The 17,998-nt window shown below is 42.1% G+C and carries 13 protein-coding genes and 6 tRNA genes; 15 read left to right on the top strand and 4 right to left on the bottom strand.

The features are described from left to right. Positions 1-173 precede the first annotated feature (173 nt). A complete protein-coding gene (locus tag H9629_RS02260) occupies positions 174-872 on the top strand; it encodes a pirin family protein (RefSeq protein WP_191730464.1) in 699 nt (232 codons plus the stop codon). A gap of 336 nt (positions 873-1,208) precedes the next feature. Then, positions 1,209-2,180 carry a N5-glutamine methyltransferase family protein gene (locus H9629_RS02255; protein ID WP_191730463.1) on the top strand — a complete coding sequence of 324 codons (972 nt, stop codon included), beginning with the start codon at positions 1,209-1,211 and terminating at the stop codon, positions 2,178-2,180. A 129-nt stretch (positions 2,181-2,309) separates the two neighbouring features. Here the strand turns inward: H9629_RS02255 and H9629_RS02250 are convergent. The 3 genes from H9629_RS02250 to H9629_RS02240 form a co-directional block, all read right to left on the bottom strand. Next, positions 2,310-2,399 (bottom strand) — tRNA-Ser (locus H9629_RS02250). Positions 2,400-2,486: 87 nt separating this feature from the next. After that, complete coding sequence (locus tag H9629_RS02245; RefSeq protein WP_191730462.1) at positions 2,487-4,523, bottom strand: NADPH-dependent 2,4-dienoyl-CoA reductase; 2,037 nt, start codon at positions 4,521-4,523, stop codon at positions 2,487-2,489. A 147-nt stretch (positions 4,524-4,670) separates the two neighbouring features. Beyond that, on the bottom strand, positions 4,671-5,024 hold the full coding sequence (locus tag H9629_RS02240) for a hypothetical protein (RefSeq protein ID WP_064095550.1): 354 nt from the start codon (positions 5,022-5,024) through the stop codon (positions 4,671-4,673). Positions 5,025-5,271: 247 nt separating this feature from the next. Here H9629_RS02240 and argG point away from each other — a divergent pair, with 247 nt between their 5' ends. Beyond that, positions 5,272-6,612: an argininosuccinate synthase gene (gene argG, locus H9629_RS02235; RefSeq protein ID WP_064095551.1), complete on the top strand. Its 1,341-nt coding sequence runs from the start codon at positions 5,272-5,274 to the stop codon at positions 6,610-6,612. Positions 6,613-6,686: 74 nt separating this feature from the next. On the opposite strand, the gene H9629_RS02230 is transcribed toward argG, so the two are convergent. Next, positions 6,687-7,958: a GGDEF domain-containing protein gene (locus H9629_RS02230; RefSeq protein WP_191730461.1), complete on the bottom strand. Its 1,272-nt coding sequence runs from the start codon at positions 7,956-7,958 to the stop codon at positions 6,687-6,689. Between the two features lie 152 nt (positions 7,959-8,110). On the opposite strand from H9629_RS02230, the gene pyrC reads away from it, so the two are divergent. The 12 genes from pyrC (at position 8,111) to H9629_RS02170 (ending at position 17,733) form a co-directional block, all read left to right on the top strand. Next, a complete protein-coding gene (pyrC, locus tag H9629_RS02225; RefSeq protein WP_064095553.1) occupies positions 8,111-9,145 on the top strand; it encodes a dihydroorotase in 1,035 nt (344 codons plus the stop codon). Further along, a complete protein-coding gene (gene rnt, locus H9629_RS02220) occupies positions 9,130-9,789 on the top strand; it encodes a ribonuclease T (RefSeq protein WP_034438210.1) in 660 nt (219 codons plus the stop codon). The genes pyrC and rnt overlap by 16 nt, the downstream gene beginning before the upstream one ends. A 20-nt stretch (positions 9,790-9,809) precedes the next feature. Next, a tRNA-Glu gene (locus tag H9629_RS02215) sits at positions 9,810-9,885 on the top strand. 165 nt (positions 9,886-10,050) lie between these two features. Then, complete coding sequence (locus H9629_RS02210) at positions 10,051-12,546, top strand: TonB-dependent receptor plug domain-containing protein (RefSeq protein WP_191730460.1); 2,496 nt, start codon at positions 10,051-10,053, stop codon at positions 12,544-12,546. An 83-nt stretch (positions 12,547-12,629) separates the two neighbouring features. Continuing rightward, positions 12,630-12,788 (top strand): hypothetical protein, encoded by a 159-nt coding sequence (locus H9629_RS02205; RefSeq protein ID WP_171255251.1) that lies wholly within the window; start codon positions 12,630-12,632, stop codon positions 12,786-12,788. A 131-nt stretch (positions 12,789-12,919) separates the two neighbouring features. Then, positions 12,920-14,350, top strand: a complete 1,431-nt coding sequence (locus tag H9629_RS02200) for an amino acid permease (RefSeq protein WP_064101434.1) — start codon at positions 12,920-12,922, stop codon at positions 14,348-14,350. Positions 14,351-14,562: 212 nt separating this feature from the next. Then, positions 14,563-14,638, top strand: a tRNA-Glu gene (locus H9629_RS02195). Positions 14,639-14,752: 114 nt separating this feature from the next. Continuing rightward, positions 14,753-16,165: an amino acid permease gene (locus tag H9629_RS02190; RefSeq protein ID WP_064101435.1), complete on the top strand. Its 1,413-nt coding sequence runs from the start codon at positions 14,753-14,755 to the stop codon at positions 16,163-16,165. Positions 16,166-16,398: 233 nt separating this feature from the next. Next, a complete protein-coding gene (locus H9629_RS02185) occupies positions 16,399-17,304 on the top strand; it encodes an alpha/beta fold hydrolase (protein ID WP_064095557.1) in 906 nt (301 codons plus the stop codon). A 131-nt stretch (positions 17,305-17,435) separates the two neighbouring features. Next, positions 17,436-17,511 (top strand) — tRNA-Glu (locus H9629_RS02180). Positions 17,512-17,535: 24 nt separating this feature from the next. Next, positions 17,536-17,611: transfer RNA gene (locus H9629_RS02175), tRNA-Glu, on the top strand. Between the two features lie 46 nt (positions 17,612-17,657). Beyond that, a tRNA-Glu gene (locus tag H9629_RS02170) sits at positions 17,658-17,733 on the top strand. Positions 17,734-17,998 lie beyond the last annotated feature (265 nt).

Genomic DNA, 17,998 nt, shown 5'->3' with positions numbered 1-17,998 from the left:
ACCGATTTAAATAAAATAGCCTGCTTTTAAGCGGGCTTTTTTATTCCTGATGAGTTCTTGCTATGAGCTGTGTCGTTGCAAAAATGCAATGATCTGTCGCCTATTTGAGATTTTTTCAGTTTTAAAACGACAGTATGATGATCTCAAGTTCAAAATAATATCGAGATTAAATCATGAAAGCTTTTCTACATCCGAGCGAAAATCGTGGTCATGTAAAAATGGGCTGGCTGGAGTCTAAACACAGCTTCTCATTTGGTAACTGGTATAATCCGAACTACATGGGAGTCAGTGCTTTACGCGTGATTAATGATGATCTGATCGATGGTCATCAGGGTTTTGGCACACATCCGCATGACAATATGGAAATCCTGACCTGTGTGCTCAAAGGAACCATTACCCATCAGGACAGCATGGGCAATCATGGCGGAATTGCTGCGGGTGAATGGCAACTCATGAGCGCCGGAACAGGTGTACGACATAGTGAAATGAACCAGGGTGATGAACAGGTCCATCTGTTACAGATCTGGATTATTCCCAAGGAACGTAATGCCAAACCGAACTATCAGCAAATCCGTCTTGATCCCCATGAGCAGCCCAATCAGTGGCATTTGATTTGTGGTCCAAATGACAATGCACCGATGCATATTCGTCAGAATGCCGAAGTCAAAACTGCGGTAATTCAGCAAGGCCACAGCCTGGAAGTCAAAGCAACCCAGCATATCAATTATGTACATGTGGTTTCTGGCACTGTCCAGATTGCAGAACATACAGTTAAGGCGGGTGGTGCAATTGCTTTTCTGGAGGACTCCGAAATTAAAGCAAGTGAAGATGCGCAAGTCATCTGGTTTGACTTACCTGAAGTACCAAACTAAGCTTTTAATAAGGCTCCCTCTACAAAGGCTATTGATCAGTTTGATGAATAGCCTTTTTTATACATAGAATAATGAATAAGAAATATCAGTTCGCAGAATCAGTATAAGGTTTCCTCACTAAGAAAACTATGCCTACTACCTATACAAATCCAACCAATTCTCATCACATTTTTACCTAACCACAGCCCTATTTAGGTGAATATAAACTGATCCATGTCCAGGAAATCAAACGCTGTATAGCTTTGATCATTCATGACTAGTTTGATATTGTCTTTTATAGGCATAAAGTGAATTGACCTTTTCATTTAGGTTAAATAAATAGAAGAGCATATCGGTATGAACCAGATTTTAGAGATTCAAAACAGCCAACAACAAGCTTTGCTTTATTTATTAGCCTTTTTAAAAGAACAAGATTATCACTTTACAACCATTACCCCGCTTTCACATCAGCGAATTCTGGACCGAAAAAAGAATGAAACTTATAAGCACAGAACCCTTCAGGATATCTTTGGCTGGAATCTAGGTTTCAAGAAAACTGATCTTGATCCCGTCCTGTTTGAATTATTGCAAGAACATCAACTTCTACAGCTACAGCAAGGCCAATACTTGAGTCAGGTTCGGGTTTCTTCACTTGATAATGAACTCTTTATTCATTCTGCTTTTCCCACCACTCAGCAGGATGCAGTATTTTTTGGTCCGGATACTTATCGCTTTGTCTATCATCTTAAGCAATATCTAGCCACTCAGCCTCGTCCTTTTAAACGGGCCGTAGAAATATGCTGTGGTACGTCAGCAGCTGCGATCAGCCTCGCCAGACAATTTCCAGATAATAATGAAATCATGGTTGCTGATCTGAATCCCAAAGCTTTGCTCTATAGCCAGATTAATATCAGTTTTGCCGGCTTAAATCATATTCATCCGGTTCAAAGTAATTTATTTTCCAATCTTGAGGGGAATTTTGACCTAATTTTTGCTAATCCGCCGTATTTGATTGATGCAGATCAACGTCAATATCGTCATGGCGGTAATAAGCTGGATGGCTGTGATTTATCATTCAGGATTATAAAAGAAGGTTTACAGCGGCTGAATTCTGGCGGACGTTTATTTCTCTATACAGGTGTGACCGTGACTGGACATGGCAATCTGTTTTTGCAGCATCTTAAAGATTTTATGCAACAGCATCAAAATATAATCTGGTCCTATGAAGAAATTGACCCGGATATCTTTGGTGAAGAACTGGAACAGCCAGCTTACCAACATGTAGAAAGAATTGCTTTAGCACTGATCAAGATTGAAGTACGTGCTTGAATAATATCTATTTATAAATTATTGACTTTTTAAATGGTGGTTTTCTTCGAACCCCGTTTATTTTCCAGCATGCTATTAAAATTTTAAAGTAATAAAAAACCCCAATCTTTCGACTGGGGTTTTAAAATCTGGCGGAAGCGGTGAGATTCGAACTCACGGAGGACTCACACCCTCGTCGGTTTTCAAGACCGGTGCATTAAACCGCTCTGCCACGCTTCCATGTGCGCAATAATACGGAGCTTTTATCCGACTGACAAGTGAAAATTACAGTGAATGCAATCAACTGCATATAGTTTCATCAAATCGCTACAATTTTGCTGCCAATTCCGCTCCTTCACGAATAGCACGCTTGGCATCCAGTTCAGCTGCCAGTTTTGCACCGCCAATAATATGATACTGCGCCAAGGTATTTTCCCCGTTAAGCGGCATCAGATCCTTCACCGATTCTTGGCCTGCACATACCACAATACTATCCACACGCAATAATTGAGCATGGCCATCGACCTCAATCCATAAACCTTCATCGGTAACAGATTTATATTGCACACCGCGCAACATACGTACTGCATGTTTTTTTAACTGGGCACGATGTACCCACCCTGAAGTCTTGCCCAGCCCTGCACCAAGTGTTGTTTTTTTACGCTGTAACAGATAAATTTCCCGTACCGGAGGTTCTACTTCAGCTCGCTGTAACCCGCCTTCAGTCACATAATCTGGTTGGGAATCTACACCCCACTCTCGCTTCCATTCATTTACGGGTTGCGGCTGTATCTGATGCGGTGGCTTTAATAAAAACTCGGACACATCAAAACCGATCCCGCCTGCGCCAATGACCGCAACACGATCACCGACAGGTGCTCCACGTAGCACTTCTGCATAAGACAAGACTTGTGGTGCCTGACTGCCTTCGATATTCAAGGCACGTGGCACGACACCTGTAGCCACAATCACTTCATCAAAACCTTCACGCTCCAACTGCTCGCGGTTTACCCGCGTATTTAAACGTACATCTACTCCGGTTTTTTCCAGTTGCACCTTAAAATAGCGAATTGTTTCGTGAAATTCCTCTTTCCCCGGAATCACTTTAGCCAGGTTAAACTGCCCGCCTACTTCGTGACTGGCTTCAAATAGCGTCACATCATGGCCACGGCTGGCAGCGACTGTGGCTGCTGATAAACCCGCAACTCCTCCTCCAATCACTGCAATACTTTTTGGTTTTTTGGTTTTGACATAGACCAGTTCAGTTTCATAACCGGCACGCGGATTGACCAGACAGGTTGCCCGCTGGTTTTTAAAGGTATGATCCAGACAGGCCTGATTACAGGCAATACAGGTATTAATTTCATCAACACGATTGGTTGCTGTTTTATTGACCCAGAATGCATCCGCTAAAAGTGGACGTGCCATCTGTACCATATCTGCCTGACCAGAAGCCAGAATCGCTTCGGCAGTATCTGGCATATTGATCCGGTTGGACGCAATCACCGGTACTGAAACATGTTTCTTGACTTCAGCGGTGTAATCAACAAAAGCTGCTCGCGGCACAGAAGTGACGATAGTCGGAATACGCGCTTCATGCCAGCCAATACCGGTATTAAGTAAAGTAATTCCGGCCTTTTCCAATGCTTTAGCTACGGTAATCACTTCCTGCATGGTATTGCCATCATGCACCAAATCGAGAAGTGACAAACGGAAACAGATAATAAATTTTTCGCCAATTTCAGCACGAATCGCTTTAACAATTTCTACGGCAAAACGCATCCGGTTTTCAATCGGGCCGCCCCAACGGTCAGTACGCTGATTGACATGACGACTTAAAAACTGATTCAGCAAATAGCCTTCAGAACCCATGATTTCCACGCCATCATAGCCAGCCTTTTTGGCAATGCTGGCAGTTTTCATATAATCCTGAATGGTATTCAGGATCTGTTTATCTGACATTTCACGCGGTTTAAAAGGAGAAATTGGTGATTTGATCGGGCTGGCCGAAACCACAAAAGGCTGATAGCCATAACGTCCGGCATGCAGAATCTGTAAAAGAATTTTGGCGCCATGCTTATGAACTGCATGCGTCACCAAGCGGTGCGGTGCAATATCGCCCAAGGTATTCATGGTACCGCCCGCCGGCAACAACCAGCCTTGACGGTTTGGCGATATTCCACCTGTAATCAGCAGACCCACACCACCCTTTGCACGTTCGCCAAAATAAGCTGCCAGTTTAGGATAATTATAAAAGCGATCTTCCAGACCAGTATGCATCGATCCCATTACCACCCGGTTTTTAATGGTGGTGAAACCCAGATGAAGTGGTTTTAAAATATTGGCATAGCGCGTCGTAGTCATAACATATCCCTGATTTTTATTTGGCTAATAGCTTAAATCTTATAAAGGTACTTTAACTGATTTTTAGGGGCTTTTTATGACTATCAGGTCTGCATTCTCAGGCACAAATACCAATTGGCATATTCATGTCGAACCTTCGCGATTAAATTATTGCTGCCATTGCCGTGCACTGGATTTCCATAATGCAATCGCACCCAATACTGTCCCAATCGGAAAACTGAACAGCATGAGGATTGCCATCACTCTGGATAATGTCCGCCCTGAACCATTCCCCAGCTTAACCTTGAGACAGGCCTGTATATTTAAAACAATCAGTATCAACAAAATTAGTAGGATCATTCCCAGACTCAGCATGGAAATCGTGGATTGCTGATATTCCAGATATAAAAAAGCAATCGTACTAAAAACCAGCAAACCGGCATAAATCCCATGCAACAGTGCCAGCGTTTCATTCTTGGTTTTTGGATTTAAGTTAGGTAATGGTGGAATAGGAGACGCCATGATTTTATTCCTCATTTATCTGATTTTTTAACTTTATGCGCTGAATATAGCGAATTTTTAATTTTTTAGCAGGATTCTGGTCAAAATTGTGCGATTTATGATTATTTAAGTCTATTGAATAGAGATTTTAAAACGAGTTTTTCTTTTCTAAAGCAAACCTAAATAAATTAATGATACAATTGATGCAATATGTATTTTTTCAGGCCACCAATTCTGGCGTGCCTATTTCATATCATTAGGATGAACAATGTCTGATAATGCAACTATCTTGCAGAATGTCCCAGTAGGTAAAAAAGTTGGTATTGCCTTCTCTGGTGGTCTAGATACTTCTGCTGCTCTTTTGTGGATGAAACAAAAAGGCGCTGAACCTTATGCTTACACAGCTAACTTGGGTCAGCCAGACGAAGACGATTACGATGCGATTCCAAAAAAAGCTGAAGCTTATGGCGCAGTAAAAGCACGTTTAATCGACTGCCGTTTACAGCTTGCATTAGAAGGTATTGCAGCAATTCAATGTGGCGCGTTCCACATTTCTACTGGTGGTGTTCCTTACTTCAATACGACCCCGCTTGGTCGTGCAGTTACAGGCACCATGCTGGTTACTGCCATGAAAGAAGATGACGTGAACATCTGGGGTGACGGCTCTACTTATAAAGGTAACGACATTGAGCGTTTCTATCGTTACGGCTTGTTGACTAACCCGAATCTTAAAATCTATAAGCCTTGGTTAGACCAGACGTTTATTGACGAATTAGGCGGCCGTGCAGAAATGTCACAGTTCCTGATCGACAACGGTTTTGACTATAAAATGTCAAAAGAGAAAGCATACTCAACAGATTCCAATATGTTAGGTGCGACTCACGAAGCCAAAGATCTTGAATACCTGGATGCAGGCATCAAAATCGTTGAGCCAATCATGGGCGTTGCGTTCTGGAAAGAAGAAGTAGAAATCAAACCTGAAGAAGTATCCATTACTTTTGAAGAAGGCTTCCCTGTGGCCATCAATGGTCAACGTATCGAAGATCCAGTTGAGTTCATTCTTGAAGCAAACCGTATCGGTGGCCGTCATGGTCTGGGTATGTCGGATCAGATCGAAAACCGGATTATCGAAGCGAAATCTCGTGGTATCTATGAAGCTCCGGGTATGGCACTTCTTCATATTGCTTATGAACGTCTTGTGACCGGTATTCATAACGAAGATACCATCGAACAATATCGTATTAACGGTTTACGTTTAGGTCGTCTGCTTTACCAAGGTCGCTGGTTCGATTCTCAAGCGCTGATGCTGCGTGAAACTGCACAGCGTTGGGTCGCTAAAGCAGTTACCGGTACAGTGACGCTTGAACTTCGTCGCGGTAATGACTACACCATTATGAATACTGAATCTCCTAACCTCACTTATGAAGCTGAGCGTTTGACTATGGAGAAAGGTGATTCCATGTTCTCGCCGATGGATCGTATCGGCCAGTTAACTATGCGTAACCTGGATATTACAGATACTCGCGCGAAACTGGGCATTTATACAGAGACAGGTTTACTCGCAGTCGGTACAGCATCTGCAGTGCCACAACTGAAAGACAAAAACTAAGTTTTGTCTTTAGCAAAAAAACCGCGCCTTGAGCGCGGTTTTTTATTGGTGATGCTTATAGATATTTAGAATTTCTAACCATTTGCGATATCTGAATTGACTGATCGAATGGACTGATAATAGATCTGATTGCGTCCAAGCTGCTTGGCACGATATAGCGCCTGATCCGCGATTCCCAACAATGCATCTTTATCAATATCATCCTCACCACGATAGACAGTAATACCTAAACTGATAGTGATATGTTTCGCAACTGAGGATTTTTCATGTGGAATTTCCAGCCGGTCAATCGCTTTAAAGATATTTGATGCCACTGCATAAGCACCATGCGCATCTGTTTCAGGCAAGAGGACCACAAACTCTTCTCCGCCATAACGTGCGACAAAGTCCATATGCCGGATCGCATTCTTGATCGTTTTAGCAATGCTTGAAATAACGTCATCACCTTTCTGATGCCCATAAAAATCGTTGTAATTTTTAAAGAAATCTACATCAATAAACAGAATCGCCAAAGCCGTTTCCTCACGGCGAGCACGTTCGAAATGGACCTCCAGGGTTTCATCAAAGGTTCTTCGGTTCGAAATCTTGGTCAGTTCATCATACTGGCTTAAATGTAATAATTCGGTGGTATGAATACGCTGGATCTGCTCACTGATTCTGGCACGAATGCTATAGAGAAAAATCACACGTTCACGTGCAAAAATCATATGACTAATCACATAACCTAGCAAGCAGCTCCCAATCAGAATACGCCCAAAAACCAAGGGGCTAAATTCTATGGACATGATTGATAAAGCAATAATCGTGGTAGCTGCTGCAGCCAGTCCCGTCACCAGCATCTGTACAGGCTTGATACCGGTTAGAACATATCCCAGTATATAAATAATGGTGACAATCGCCATCGACTGATGCTGTAAAGCTGGAGTTTTAATCGACATGGTAATACACGAAATTGAAACCAGCATCCAAAATACCAACAACATTGATGCCTGCGGGAAAAACCGCCTGATTTTGGGTAAACAGGAAAACATATAAAAGAGGGTTAATGCAATGCAGCCATTGATGAGACCCAGCATGCACAACACAAAATCATGTACGAAATGTTCTTTGCTGATAATCCAGTAATCTGTAGGAATGATCACCACTAAAAAAATAAAATAAGCCAATACTCCGCCCCAAACATATTTTTCGACATGTTTACGGGCACGTTCCAGATTTTTTGTCCAGAATTCTTGTTCCAGATTTTGAGGGAAGACCGGACCTACACGCTGACTTTGTCGTGTGATCAATTTTTCTATGTCTTCTTTATTATCTTGTAATTTCGCTAGACTGTACTTGTATTCCATTGCCAAGTATTTATGTAATTTTTTTAGTAATTCTAAAATAACATACTTTTTGAAATTAAATTATAGATATCCCTTATTTTGTAGCGCTTTCTCGTTACCATTTTTGCTATAGATGGATTATCATTCACTTTATTTGTTCGACTGAATTTGCCTTGAATACGATTACGATTCTCCAGCCAGATGACTGGCACGTTCACCTGCGTGATGGTTTAGCACTTCAACGTACCGTTCCTGATTTAGCCAAACAGTTTTCTCGCGCCATTTGCATGCCAAACCTGGTGCCACCCGTTAAAACCGTGGAGGAAGCCAATGCCTATCGTGAACGTATTATGGCCCATGTGCCTGAAGGGATAAATTTTGACCCACGTATGGTGCTGTATTTCACTGACAACACCCCGGCAAGCGAAGTTAAGAAGATTAAAGAATCTGCGTATGTCAATGCCATCAAGCTCTATCCTGCAGGTGCGACCACCAACTCCGATAGCGGTGTGAGCGATATGAGCAAGGTCTACGGCGTAATTGAACAGCTTGAAGAACACCAAGTGCCTTTATTACTGCATGGCGAAGTAACGCATAATCATGTGGATATTTTTGACCGTGAAAAGCGCTTCCTGGATGAAGTACTGGCTCCCTTACTCAGACAGTTTCCCAAGCTAAAACTGGTACTTGAACACATTACCACCAGTGAAGCTGCAAATTTTGTGCTCGAGCAAGACCGTAATGTCGCTGCAACCATTACCCCGCAACATTTATTGTTTAACCGAAATGACATGCTGGTCGGTGGGATCAAGCCGCATTTCTACTGCTTGCCAATTTTAAAGCGTCAAACCCATCAGCAAACTTTGCTGGAAGTCGCAACCAGCGGTAATCCTAAATTTTTCCTGGGAACAGACAGCGCGCCGCATTCAAAAAATGCAAAAGAAAATGCGTGTGGCTGTGCAGGATGTTATAGTGCGCCGACTGCCATTGAGCTGTATGCTCAGGCATTTGATCAGGTGGGTAAAATTGAGCGCCTGGAAGGTTTTGCCAGCCATTTTGGTGCAGACTTCTATGGCCTGCCACGTAATACCAGCACTATTACCCTGATCAAAGAAGATCAAGTGATTCCTGAAAGTTTAAACTACCTGGATGGTGAACAGATTATCCCTCTCTATGCGGGTAAAACCATTCAATGGAGAAAAGTGTGACAAATGAAACTCTCCCAATCATTGGTCAACGTTTTCGTGGATTCTTACCTGTAGTTGTCGATGTCGAGACTGCAGGTTTTAATGCACAGACTGATGCATTGCTGGAAATTGCGGCCATTCCGATTGTTTATAATGAAGATGGTCAATTTGTGCCAGGTCAAGCCTACCATGCACATATCAATCCTTTCGAAGGGGCAAACCTCGACCGCCGTTCGCTGGAGTTTATTGGGATCGATCCCTCTAATCCGATGCGAATCGCCATGGCTGAAGATGAAAAAACTGCGCTTAAGCGTATTTTTAAATCTGTGAATGAAGTACGTCGCCAGCAAAACTGTACCCATGCGGTTTTAGTCGGACACAATGCACATTTCGATTTAGGTTTTCTTCAGGCCGCGATTGCCCGTACCGGAACCAAAAACCAGAACCCGTTTCATAGTTTTTCTGTCTTCGATACAGTGACTTTAAGTGCGGTGATGTTTGGTCAGACCGTACTGGCGAAGTCCTGTATCCAGGCTGGAATCGAGTTTGATGGCAAAGAGGCTCACTCTGCATTATATGATACGCAGAAGACCGCTGAACTGTTTTGCTATATTTTAAACAAACTCGCACCTCACCTGCTTGACACTCTGGTGGCGGATCAATAAGATACCGCCATCTTCTAAACGTCCCTATCGTCTAGAGGCCTAGGACATCGCCCTTTCACGGCGGTAACCGGGGTTCGAATCCCCGTAGGGACGCCATCTATCTTCTTCTCTTTCTTCCTATATCTTGTACCAGCACCTCAAGCTGATTAATTCATGAACATTCATTATTTTATTAATGGAAATAATTCTCATTTTCATTGATTACCACGCCATAGTTAATGATAATTACTTACATTATCTTTCTCATAATCAAGCTCTCTCATGCGTTTTGCTTATTCCCCACTTTCTATTGCGGTTTTAACTGCATTGAGTTCAACTGTTTTTGCTGAAAAATCCGATCAATCAGAACACGTCAAATCACAAGCTTCTGTTAAGTTTTCCACCATTGTGATTCAAGCTAAAACAGAAAATGAGGTGGGGAAAACGGTTTACAATAAAGAGGACATACAGCAAATACCAAATGGCTCTAAGACCATCACCGAATTATTAAAAGTTAATCCGAATGTACAATTTGATTCAAACGCACGTAGTGGATTGCAGCAAGGCGAACTCAACGCGACGGATATCAGTATTAATGGCAGCCTACCCTACGATAATAAGTTTTTGATCAATGGCCTCAGCATTAATAACAATATTAATCCAGGTAGTGACGCAAAAAGTAATACCCTGAATGAAATAATGGGAAGTTCACAAACGGTGACAATTAATGCCGATCTGCTGTGTAAAATCACCCTACTTGATAGCAATGTGGGTGCCGAATTTGGTGAGTTCACAGGTGGCGTAGTCAGTGCAGAAACCTGTGTTCCCCAAACCGAAATTGGTAAAATTCATGGCAGCCTGAGCTATGACTATACTTCTGATCATTGGTCAGACATCAATTTCCCTAGTAAAGAAGCAGCTGAAGAATTTGAAAATTCCACCAGTGAAAGCAAACAACCTTTCTTTACACGTCAAGGGATCAGTGCAACGTCATATGGCAAACTTGCTGAAAGTTTGGGTTTCAATGCATTTGGTTCATATCGCCGTGCAGATATTCCTTTAAAAACAAGTATTGATAACCCAGATTCTTATGAACAAAAACGAGGTTCAAACAATGCAGGTATAGAGTTTTTCTATACTCCCAGTGACAATACGGTTTTAAAGATTGGCACACAATTTATGGAATCGAGTGGTGACTATTTTCTTTCATCCACTCATAACTCCCAAAGCTCACATACATCAGACAGCCAAAGTTTCTATATCAACTTAAAAAATAAATTGAATTCAGTTGAACTTGAGCAACAAGCCAATTATCAAACGCAGACTGCAAACCGTAAAAGTGCGACAGATAATATTTCCTGGTTGAAATCATTAACCAAAAACTGGAAGTCCTCGGGTATGCAAATTGAAGGCAGCTTCGGCAGCACTCAGCAGCAGGAGGAAAAACTAGAATATAGTCTTAAGGCATTATTTGAACCCATTCAAACCCAGCATACGACCCATACGTTCAAAATGGGCGGAGGATATGGACACTATAATGCTCATTGGAAACGTCCTGTCACAACAAGCATTTATTCTAGTGCGACTGGAAATATTGCCAATCTCAGCTGTTATTCAAATACTGGTCATAAATATGATGCATGTGATGAAGGAAATGGCCAAGACGGACAGTTTCTAAAAAATCGCACCTCTTATTTGGCAGGTAAAATTGAGGTACAGCAAGACCGTTGGCATGCATTTTTACAGGATCAGATTCAATGGGACAAATACTTCACAGCAACACTTGGCTTTCGTGCAGACTATGACAGCTTAACTAAAAATAATAATGTTGCACCACGTAGCTCATTTGTTTTTAAACCTTTTGCTAATGAACAATTATCCTTTACCACTGGCTGGAACCGCTACTATGGTTTAAATGCCTTTTATAATGAATTACAAGATCAAAAAGGTTTATTGATCATTCGCCAAACACGTGACAACCTATCAGCCGACTGGAAAGAAAAAGCATATGCCGGTTCTTTTACTTATCGTTCGCAGCTTGATACCCCTTATGCAGATGAAACCATGTTCGGAATCAATGCTGAATATGCAAATAGCCGTATTGGTCTAAAATGGGTTAATCGTAAAAATAAGAACCAGATCCGCCGCACAGAATCAGTTAAGGATCCAGCCATTTCAACCAATCGCTTTAGCTATACTTATGATAATGAAGGTAAATTTGAATCTAATATTTATACCTTAAGCTTGATTAACATTAGCCCATTGAAGTTATTTGGCACACAGCATTTGTTCAGCCTAAATGCAGATTATACTGAAACCCAGCGTAACTTCGACTCATACAGCACAGCGTATTATACCGGCACACCCATCATCTACTACGATGGTAAATTGATCAATGCTGAAGATAAGCCATCTGAAATCTTTAATACTCCCTGGACAACACGTTTAGGTTGGAATATTAAATTTGACCGGATTCCTTTAAGCATTAATAACTTCATCAGTTACCAAGGCAAAGTGGATGCCATGAAGAAAATATCAAAAGGTTATTCTGATAAAAATAATGAACAATATGATATGTATACCCCATACACCACCAAAAATACTTTCTACTGGGATGTACGGACGACCTATGATATTCCTTTAAATAAGGACCTTAAAGCCATTTTAGGTTTAACGATTAACAATGTGACGAATCGTGATAATTTTTATCTGGATTCGGGTATTGCCTATCCACAAATTGGCCGCCAATTTATCGCAGATGTTACTTTTAAATTCTAGAGTCTGAATAGAGGTACATGCTGCTGCTCTTTTTAATTTGCTTAGGCTATAATTAATGCGATTTCATATTGTGCCTTTGTGTCATGTTAAAAAAGATCTTACTGGTTTTACTGATTTTAGCCCCATCCGCGCTATATCTCTATATCGTCAACCGTGATGATAACCATACTGCGGAGACTGAGACAGTGACAACGCCAGCTGAAAACTCTCAGCCTGAGCAATATCAAACTCCAGATCACTAATTTTGAGTGATCTTTTCAAAGATTTATTTTTTAAATTAAAAAATAACTTTATGGGGAAATTTCAATTTATATGATATTTCATATAATTAAAACTAAAATACCTCTTTTGAATCTCCTCTCTCGATTTAGTTATGCAATCTCCCTCTCCACCTTCACAGCATTCGTCTGTTGAGGGTCAAACTCCGTCGTTAAAACGTGCCATGGGCACACGCCATCTGATCATGCTTTCTCTGGGTGGTGCGATTGGTACCGGGCTATTTATGGGCTCAGGTGAAGTGATTTCCCAAGCTGGTCCGCTCGGTGCCGTACTGGCCTATATTATTGGTGGCTTGATCGCTTATATGGTCATGCTCTGCCTGGGTGAACTGGCAGTACATTTGCCAGTATCCGGCTCCTTTGGTGCATTCGCCACAAATTATATCGGTCCGGGTACCGGCTATATGGTGTCTTGGATGTACTGGCTGGGTTGGTCCGCGACCTTGGGTACAGAATTTACGGCCGCTGCCATTCTGATGCAGGAGTGGTTCCCGCAAACTTCTATCTGGTTATGGACATTAATCTTTGCTGGCGGGGTCCTGTTATCCAACCTGAGTTCAACCCGCACCTTTGCCGAGTCTGAATTCTGGTTATCAATGATTAAAGTCGCCACTGTATTGATTTTCATCATTCTGGGTTTTGCGTGTATTTTTGGATTTATTCCTTTCCACGGCTATGAATCTGCACCACTGTTTAGCAATCTGACCGAGCATGGCTGGTTGCCGAATGGCTTGATTCCCCTGTTTACCACCCTTCTGATCGTAAACTTTGCCTTTAACGGTACAGAGATGATCGGAATCGCTGCAGGTGAAACTGAAAATCCCGAGAAAAATGTACCTAAGGCGATTCATGCTGCGGTATGGCGTCTGATTATTTTCTTTGTCGGCACCATTATCGTTATCAGCTCACTACTATCTTATACTGATGCAGGTCTGCAAGTCGGTGGTCATGGTGGCCTGAGTAGCAGTCCATTTGTATCGGTATTTACCCAGATGGGCATTCCCTATGCAGAAGACTTTATCCGTTTTGTGATTATCACTGCCCTGCTTTCTACTGCAAACTCCGGCCTATATGCTGCTTCACGTATGATGTGGGCACTTTCTTCAAAAAATCATTTGCCCCGAATATTTGCTAAAGTCAGTAAATCAGGTGTGCCTTATATTGCGGTTTGGGTAACCATGATTGGGGGTTTACCGGGCTTACTGTCTGAACAGTTCGGTGCTGATGTGATCTTTAAGAACCTGATGGGTGTTGCCGCATTCACTATGGTCATTGTCTGGATGAGCATTTGTTGGAGCCAGTTTAATTTCCGTCGCCAGTGGCTCAAATCTGGTCATGCGCTGTCTGATCTTAAATTCCGTACCCCATGGTTTCCACTTGTACCAATTTTAGGTTTTGTATGCTGTACCGCAACGGGATTAAGTATGGCGGCTGATCCTGAAATGCTGTCCGGTTTTATTGGCTGCTTACTGTTTATGGCGGCATGTTATGCAAGTTATTACTGGCTCTATCATAAAAAAGCTTAATTTTTAGACTTCGGTATAGAGATTTTTCTCTCTTTAATAAACCCAATTTCGATTGGGTTTATTTTTTATAATCTGCAAATCTGTTCAGAAAATAATATCTTAATAAAATAAAGTTTTTGTTTTGCCTAATGTTTAAACTGTTAAATGAATTTTAGCAAAAACCCTTTTGACAAAACCCGGCTTAATCCTTAATATACGCATCACCTCACAACGTCCCTATCGTCTAGAGGCCTAGGACATCGCCCTTTCACGGCGGTAACCGGGGTTCGAATCCCCGTAGGGACGCCATCTATTGATCTCATACGATCAGACCTTATTCGAAATTACTATTATTCGATTGCAGATTTGTAGTTTTTCACTACAATAGCTCGCTTCATTCCTTTGAAGTATTTCTTATTTCCTATGCACTCATCTCCGAATGATGCTACGCATCAGGGCAATTCTGCGCCTTTAAAACGCGCTATGAGTACACGACATCTGGTCATGATTTCGCTGGGTGGCGCAATCGGAACAGGCCTATTTTTAGGGTCGGGTGAAGTCATTGCACAAACGGGGCCTGTAGGTGCCATTCTCGCTTATCTCCTGGGCGGTATTATCGCGTACATGGTGATGCTATGTTTGGGCGAACTTGCCGTCCACATGCCAGAATCTGGTTCATTTGGCGCTTATGCCAAACGTTATATCGGACCAGGTACAGGCTATACCATCACCTGGTTATACTGGCTGACGTGGTCGGTCACTCTCGGAACTGAATTTACTGCAGCTGCCTTGCTGATGCAGGAATGGTTCCCGGATATTTCCATGTGGTTATGGACCATTATCTTTGGTGTATTCGTATTTAGTCTAAATATGATTTCAACCCGCTGGTTTGCCGAATCCGAATTCTGGCTGGCACTGGTCAAAGTGGTCACGGTTGTTGCTTTTATTCTTTTAGGCCTATTGGCCATATTTGGTGTTTTGGGCTATCAGGGATATGAAGCCGCTCCTTTATTTACCAATCTGACTGCACAGGGCTGGTTCCCTGAAGGTCTGTTCCCGATTTTTGCGACGATGCTGATTGTGAACTTCGCCTTCTCTGGCACCGAGTTGATTGGTGTGGCTGCGGGTGAGACTGAAAACCCTGCCAAAAATGTTCCTAAAGCGATTAATACTGCGATTTTCCGCTTATTAATTTTCTTTGTAGGTACGATTATTGTGGTAACAGCTTTACTTCCGCATCAGGAAGCGGGCTTAGCTGCGGAAGGCGTAAGTAGCAGTCCATTCGTAACAGTATTTCAGCATATTGGTATTCCTTATGCTGAAGATATCATCCGTTTTGTGATTATCACTGCATTGCTGTCTGCTGCCAACTCGGGCCTGTTTGCTGCTTCACGTATGATGTGGTCATTGTCATATAGCAAACAGTTGCCTGCAATATTCTCAAGACTCAATGCTCGCGGTGTACCGTATATTGCAGTCATGGTAACTATGCTGGGTGCATTGCCAGGTTTATTGTCTGAACAGTTTGCGCCAGAGACTATCTTTACCAACTTGCTGGGCGTCGCGGCGTTTACCATGGTGGTGGTCTGGATGAGTATCTGCTTAAGCCAGTTCAACTTCCGTCGTCAGTGGTATAAACAAGGTCATACTGCCAAAGAACTGGGCTTCGCTGCACCATTGTTCCCGATTGTGCCAATCCTGGGCTTTGTGTTCTGTTTTATTACCTGTATCAGTATGGTCTTTGATCCATCAATGCGGATCAGCTTCATAGGCTGTCTGATATTTATCGCGTTATGTTATGCAAGTTACTACAAGTTCTATCACAATAAAGCTTAAATCTTAAAGCACATAAAAGAGCAGCTCCGGCTGCTCTTTTTGTCAATATATCTTTAATTCAAATCTATACATTTCCTGCTTTGCTTTTATCTGTTCCCATAAATATACATATGTCTGTTAATCCTTGTTTTATCAAAAAAATTTAAAACATTAATACTACAAGAAGCGCCGGTTCAGCTGAGGCAAGATTTTTATACTATGGGTATAAAACTGTCGGTCTCAGTGAGGCATCGATGAAAATTGTTTTTATTCATGGCATGAACAAGCAAGATTATACAGCTACTTCATTACGGCAACACTGGCTGCATCTTCTCAAAAAAGGCCTGCGCAAAAATTCGCACCAGCAAGCTCGTTTCACTTATTTAAAACGGCATATCCGCATCCCTTTTTATGGAGATTTACTCTCTCAGCATCATTTGCGTAATCTGCTTAGTGGAAATATTTTAATGCCACAGCAGTGGCCGCATTTTCCCTTCCTGCATCCAGTTCAGCGGCAACCCACGCCACCTGTAGATCAGCGTATCAATCAAATTTGTGACGTCCCACAATTGAACCTTGATGACGCACTCAAGTTCAACCAGAAACTGAGGTTCATCACAGCGTTAAGCAAGGATATTGCTTTACGCGATTTTGTGATACTCCTTAATTATTTTCCCCGCTTGCATGCCAGTTTGTTGCAAAAATTTTTACAGGAAACTTATCTTTACTTGGCCAATCCAGAGTTTATGCAGGAAGTTCACCTTCGCATTCATCATCAACTATATAGCAGCAAACCACAGATTGTAGTGGCACATTCGCTTGGCACCGTGATTGCCTATAATTATTTGATTGAGCACCCGGAACTGAATATTAAACGTTTTATTACCCTCGGATCACCGCTGGCATTTCGGGTCATCCAAGCCCATCTCCAGCAACCGATCACACGACCTGCTGCCATTTCAGGCGATTGGATAAATTTTTATTCACCTGATGATTTTCTCACTGCATTTCCACTCTCAAAAAGCCCTTTTAACTTTCAACCTAACATTATCAATCAGGAAATTCGTACTTTTGTGGAACGCCCACATGACGTTGAAGGTTATTTACAGCATCCAAAAGTATTAACTGCCATGCTGGAATTGCTTAAAAATCCAGCTTAATTCAGGTAATTTTCCTCTATTTCAACAAGATTGTTTTAAATTTACGCACTCAACCCGTAAAATCATTTTTTTTATGGAAATGCGTTTGACACCCCCCTGTTTTCACCCTATTATACGCCCACCTCTGAAACGTCCCTATCGTCTAGAGGCCTAGGACATCGCCCTTTCACGGCGGTAACCGGGGTTCGAATCCCCGTAGGGACGCCAATTTTCAGAAGTACATTTTATTAAGTCCCTATCGTCTAGAGGCCTAGGACATCGCCCTTTCACGGCGGTAACCGGGGTTCGAATCCCCGTAGGGACGCCATTACTTCCAGCTAAAAGTAAGGGTTTTAAAATTTATCTTCTGTACTGTCCCTATCGTCTAGAGGCCTAGGACATCGCCCTTTCACGGCGGTAACCGGGGTTCGAATCCCCGTAGGGACGCCATATTCGAGATGATTATCTTATAAATGATCTTCTCACAAAAAAGCTCAGGCATTGCGACCTGAGCTTTTTTTTACCCACTTAGAAACCTCAATTCTATTTTTACCGCTCGTTCAAATTCTGCGGTTACTTTCCTGAATGCCAACCTATTCTTAATTTTATAATTTGTATTTTTTTACATTTCTATGCACAGAAATATCCGTTCATTTTCATTTAAAGCAATACATCAATAAATTAGAACAAAAATTCAACACCCTGAGTTTAGAGC

It is taken from the genome of Acinetobacter pecorum (assembly GCF_014837015.1).
Taxonomy (GTDB): domain Bacteria; phylum Pseudomonadota; class Gammaproteobacteria; order Pseudomonadales; family Moraxellaceae; genus Acinetobacter; species Acinetobacter pecorum.
This window is presented reverse-complemented; position numbering and strand designations above follow the sequence as displayed.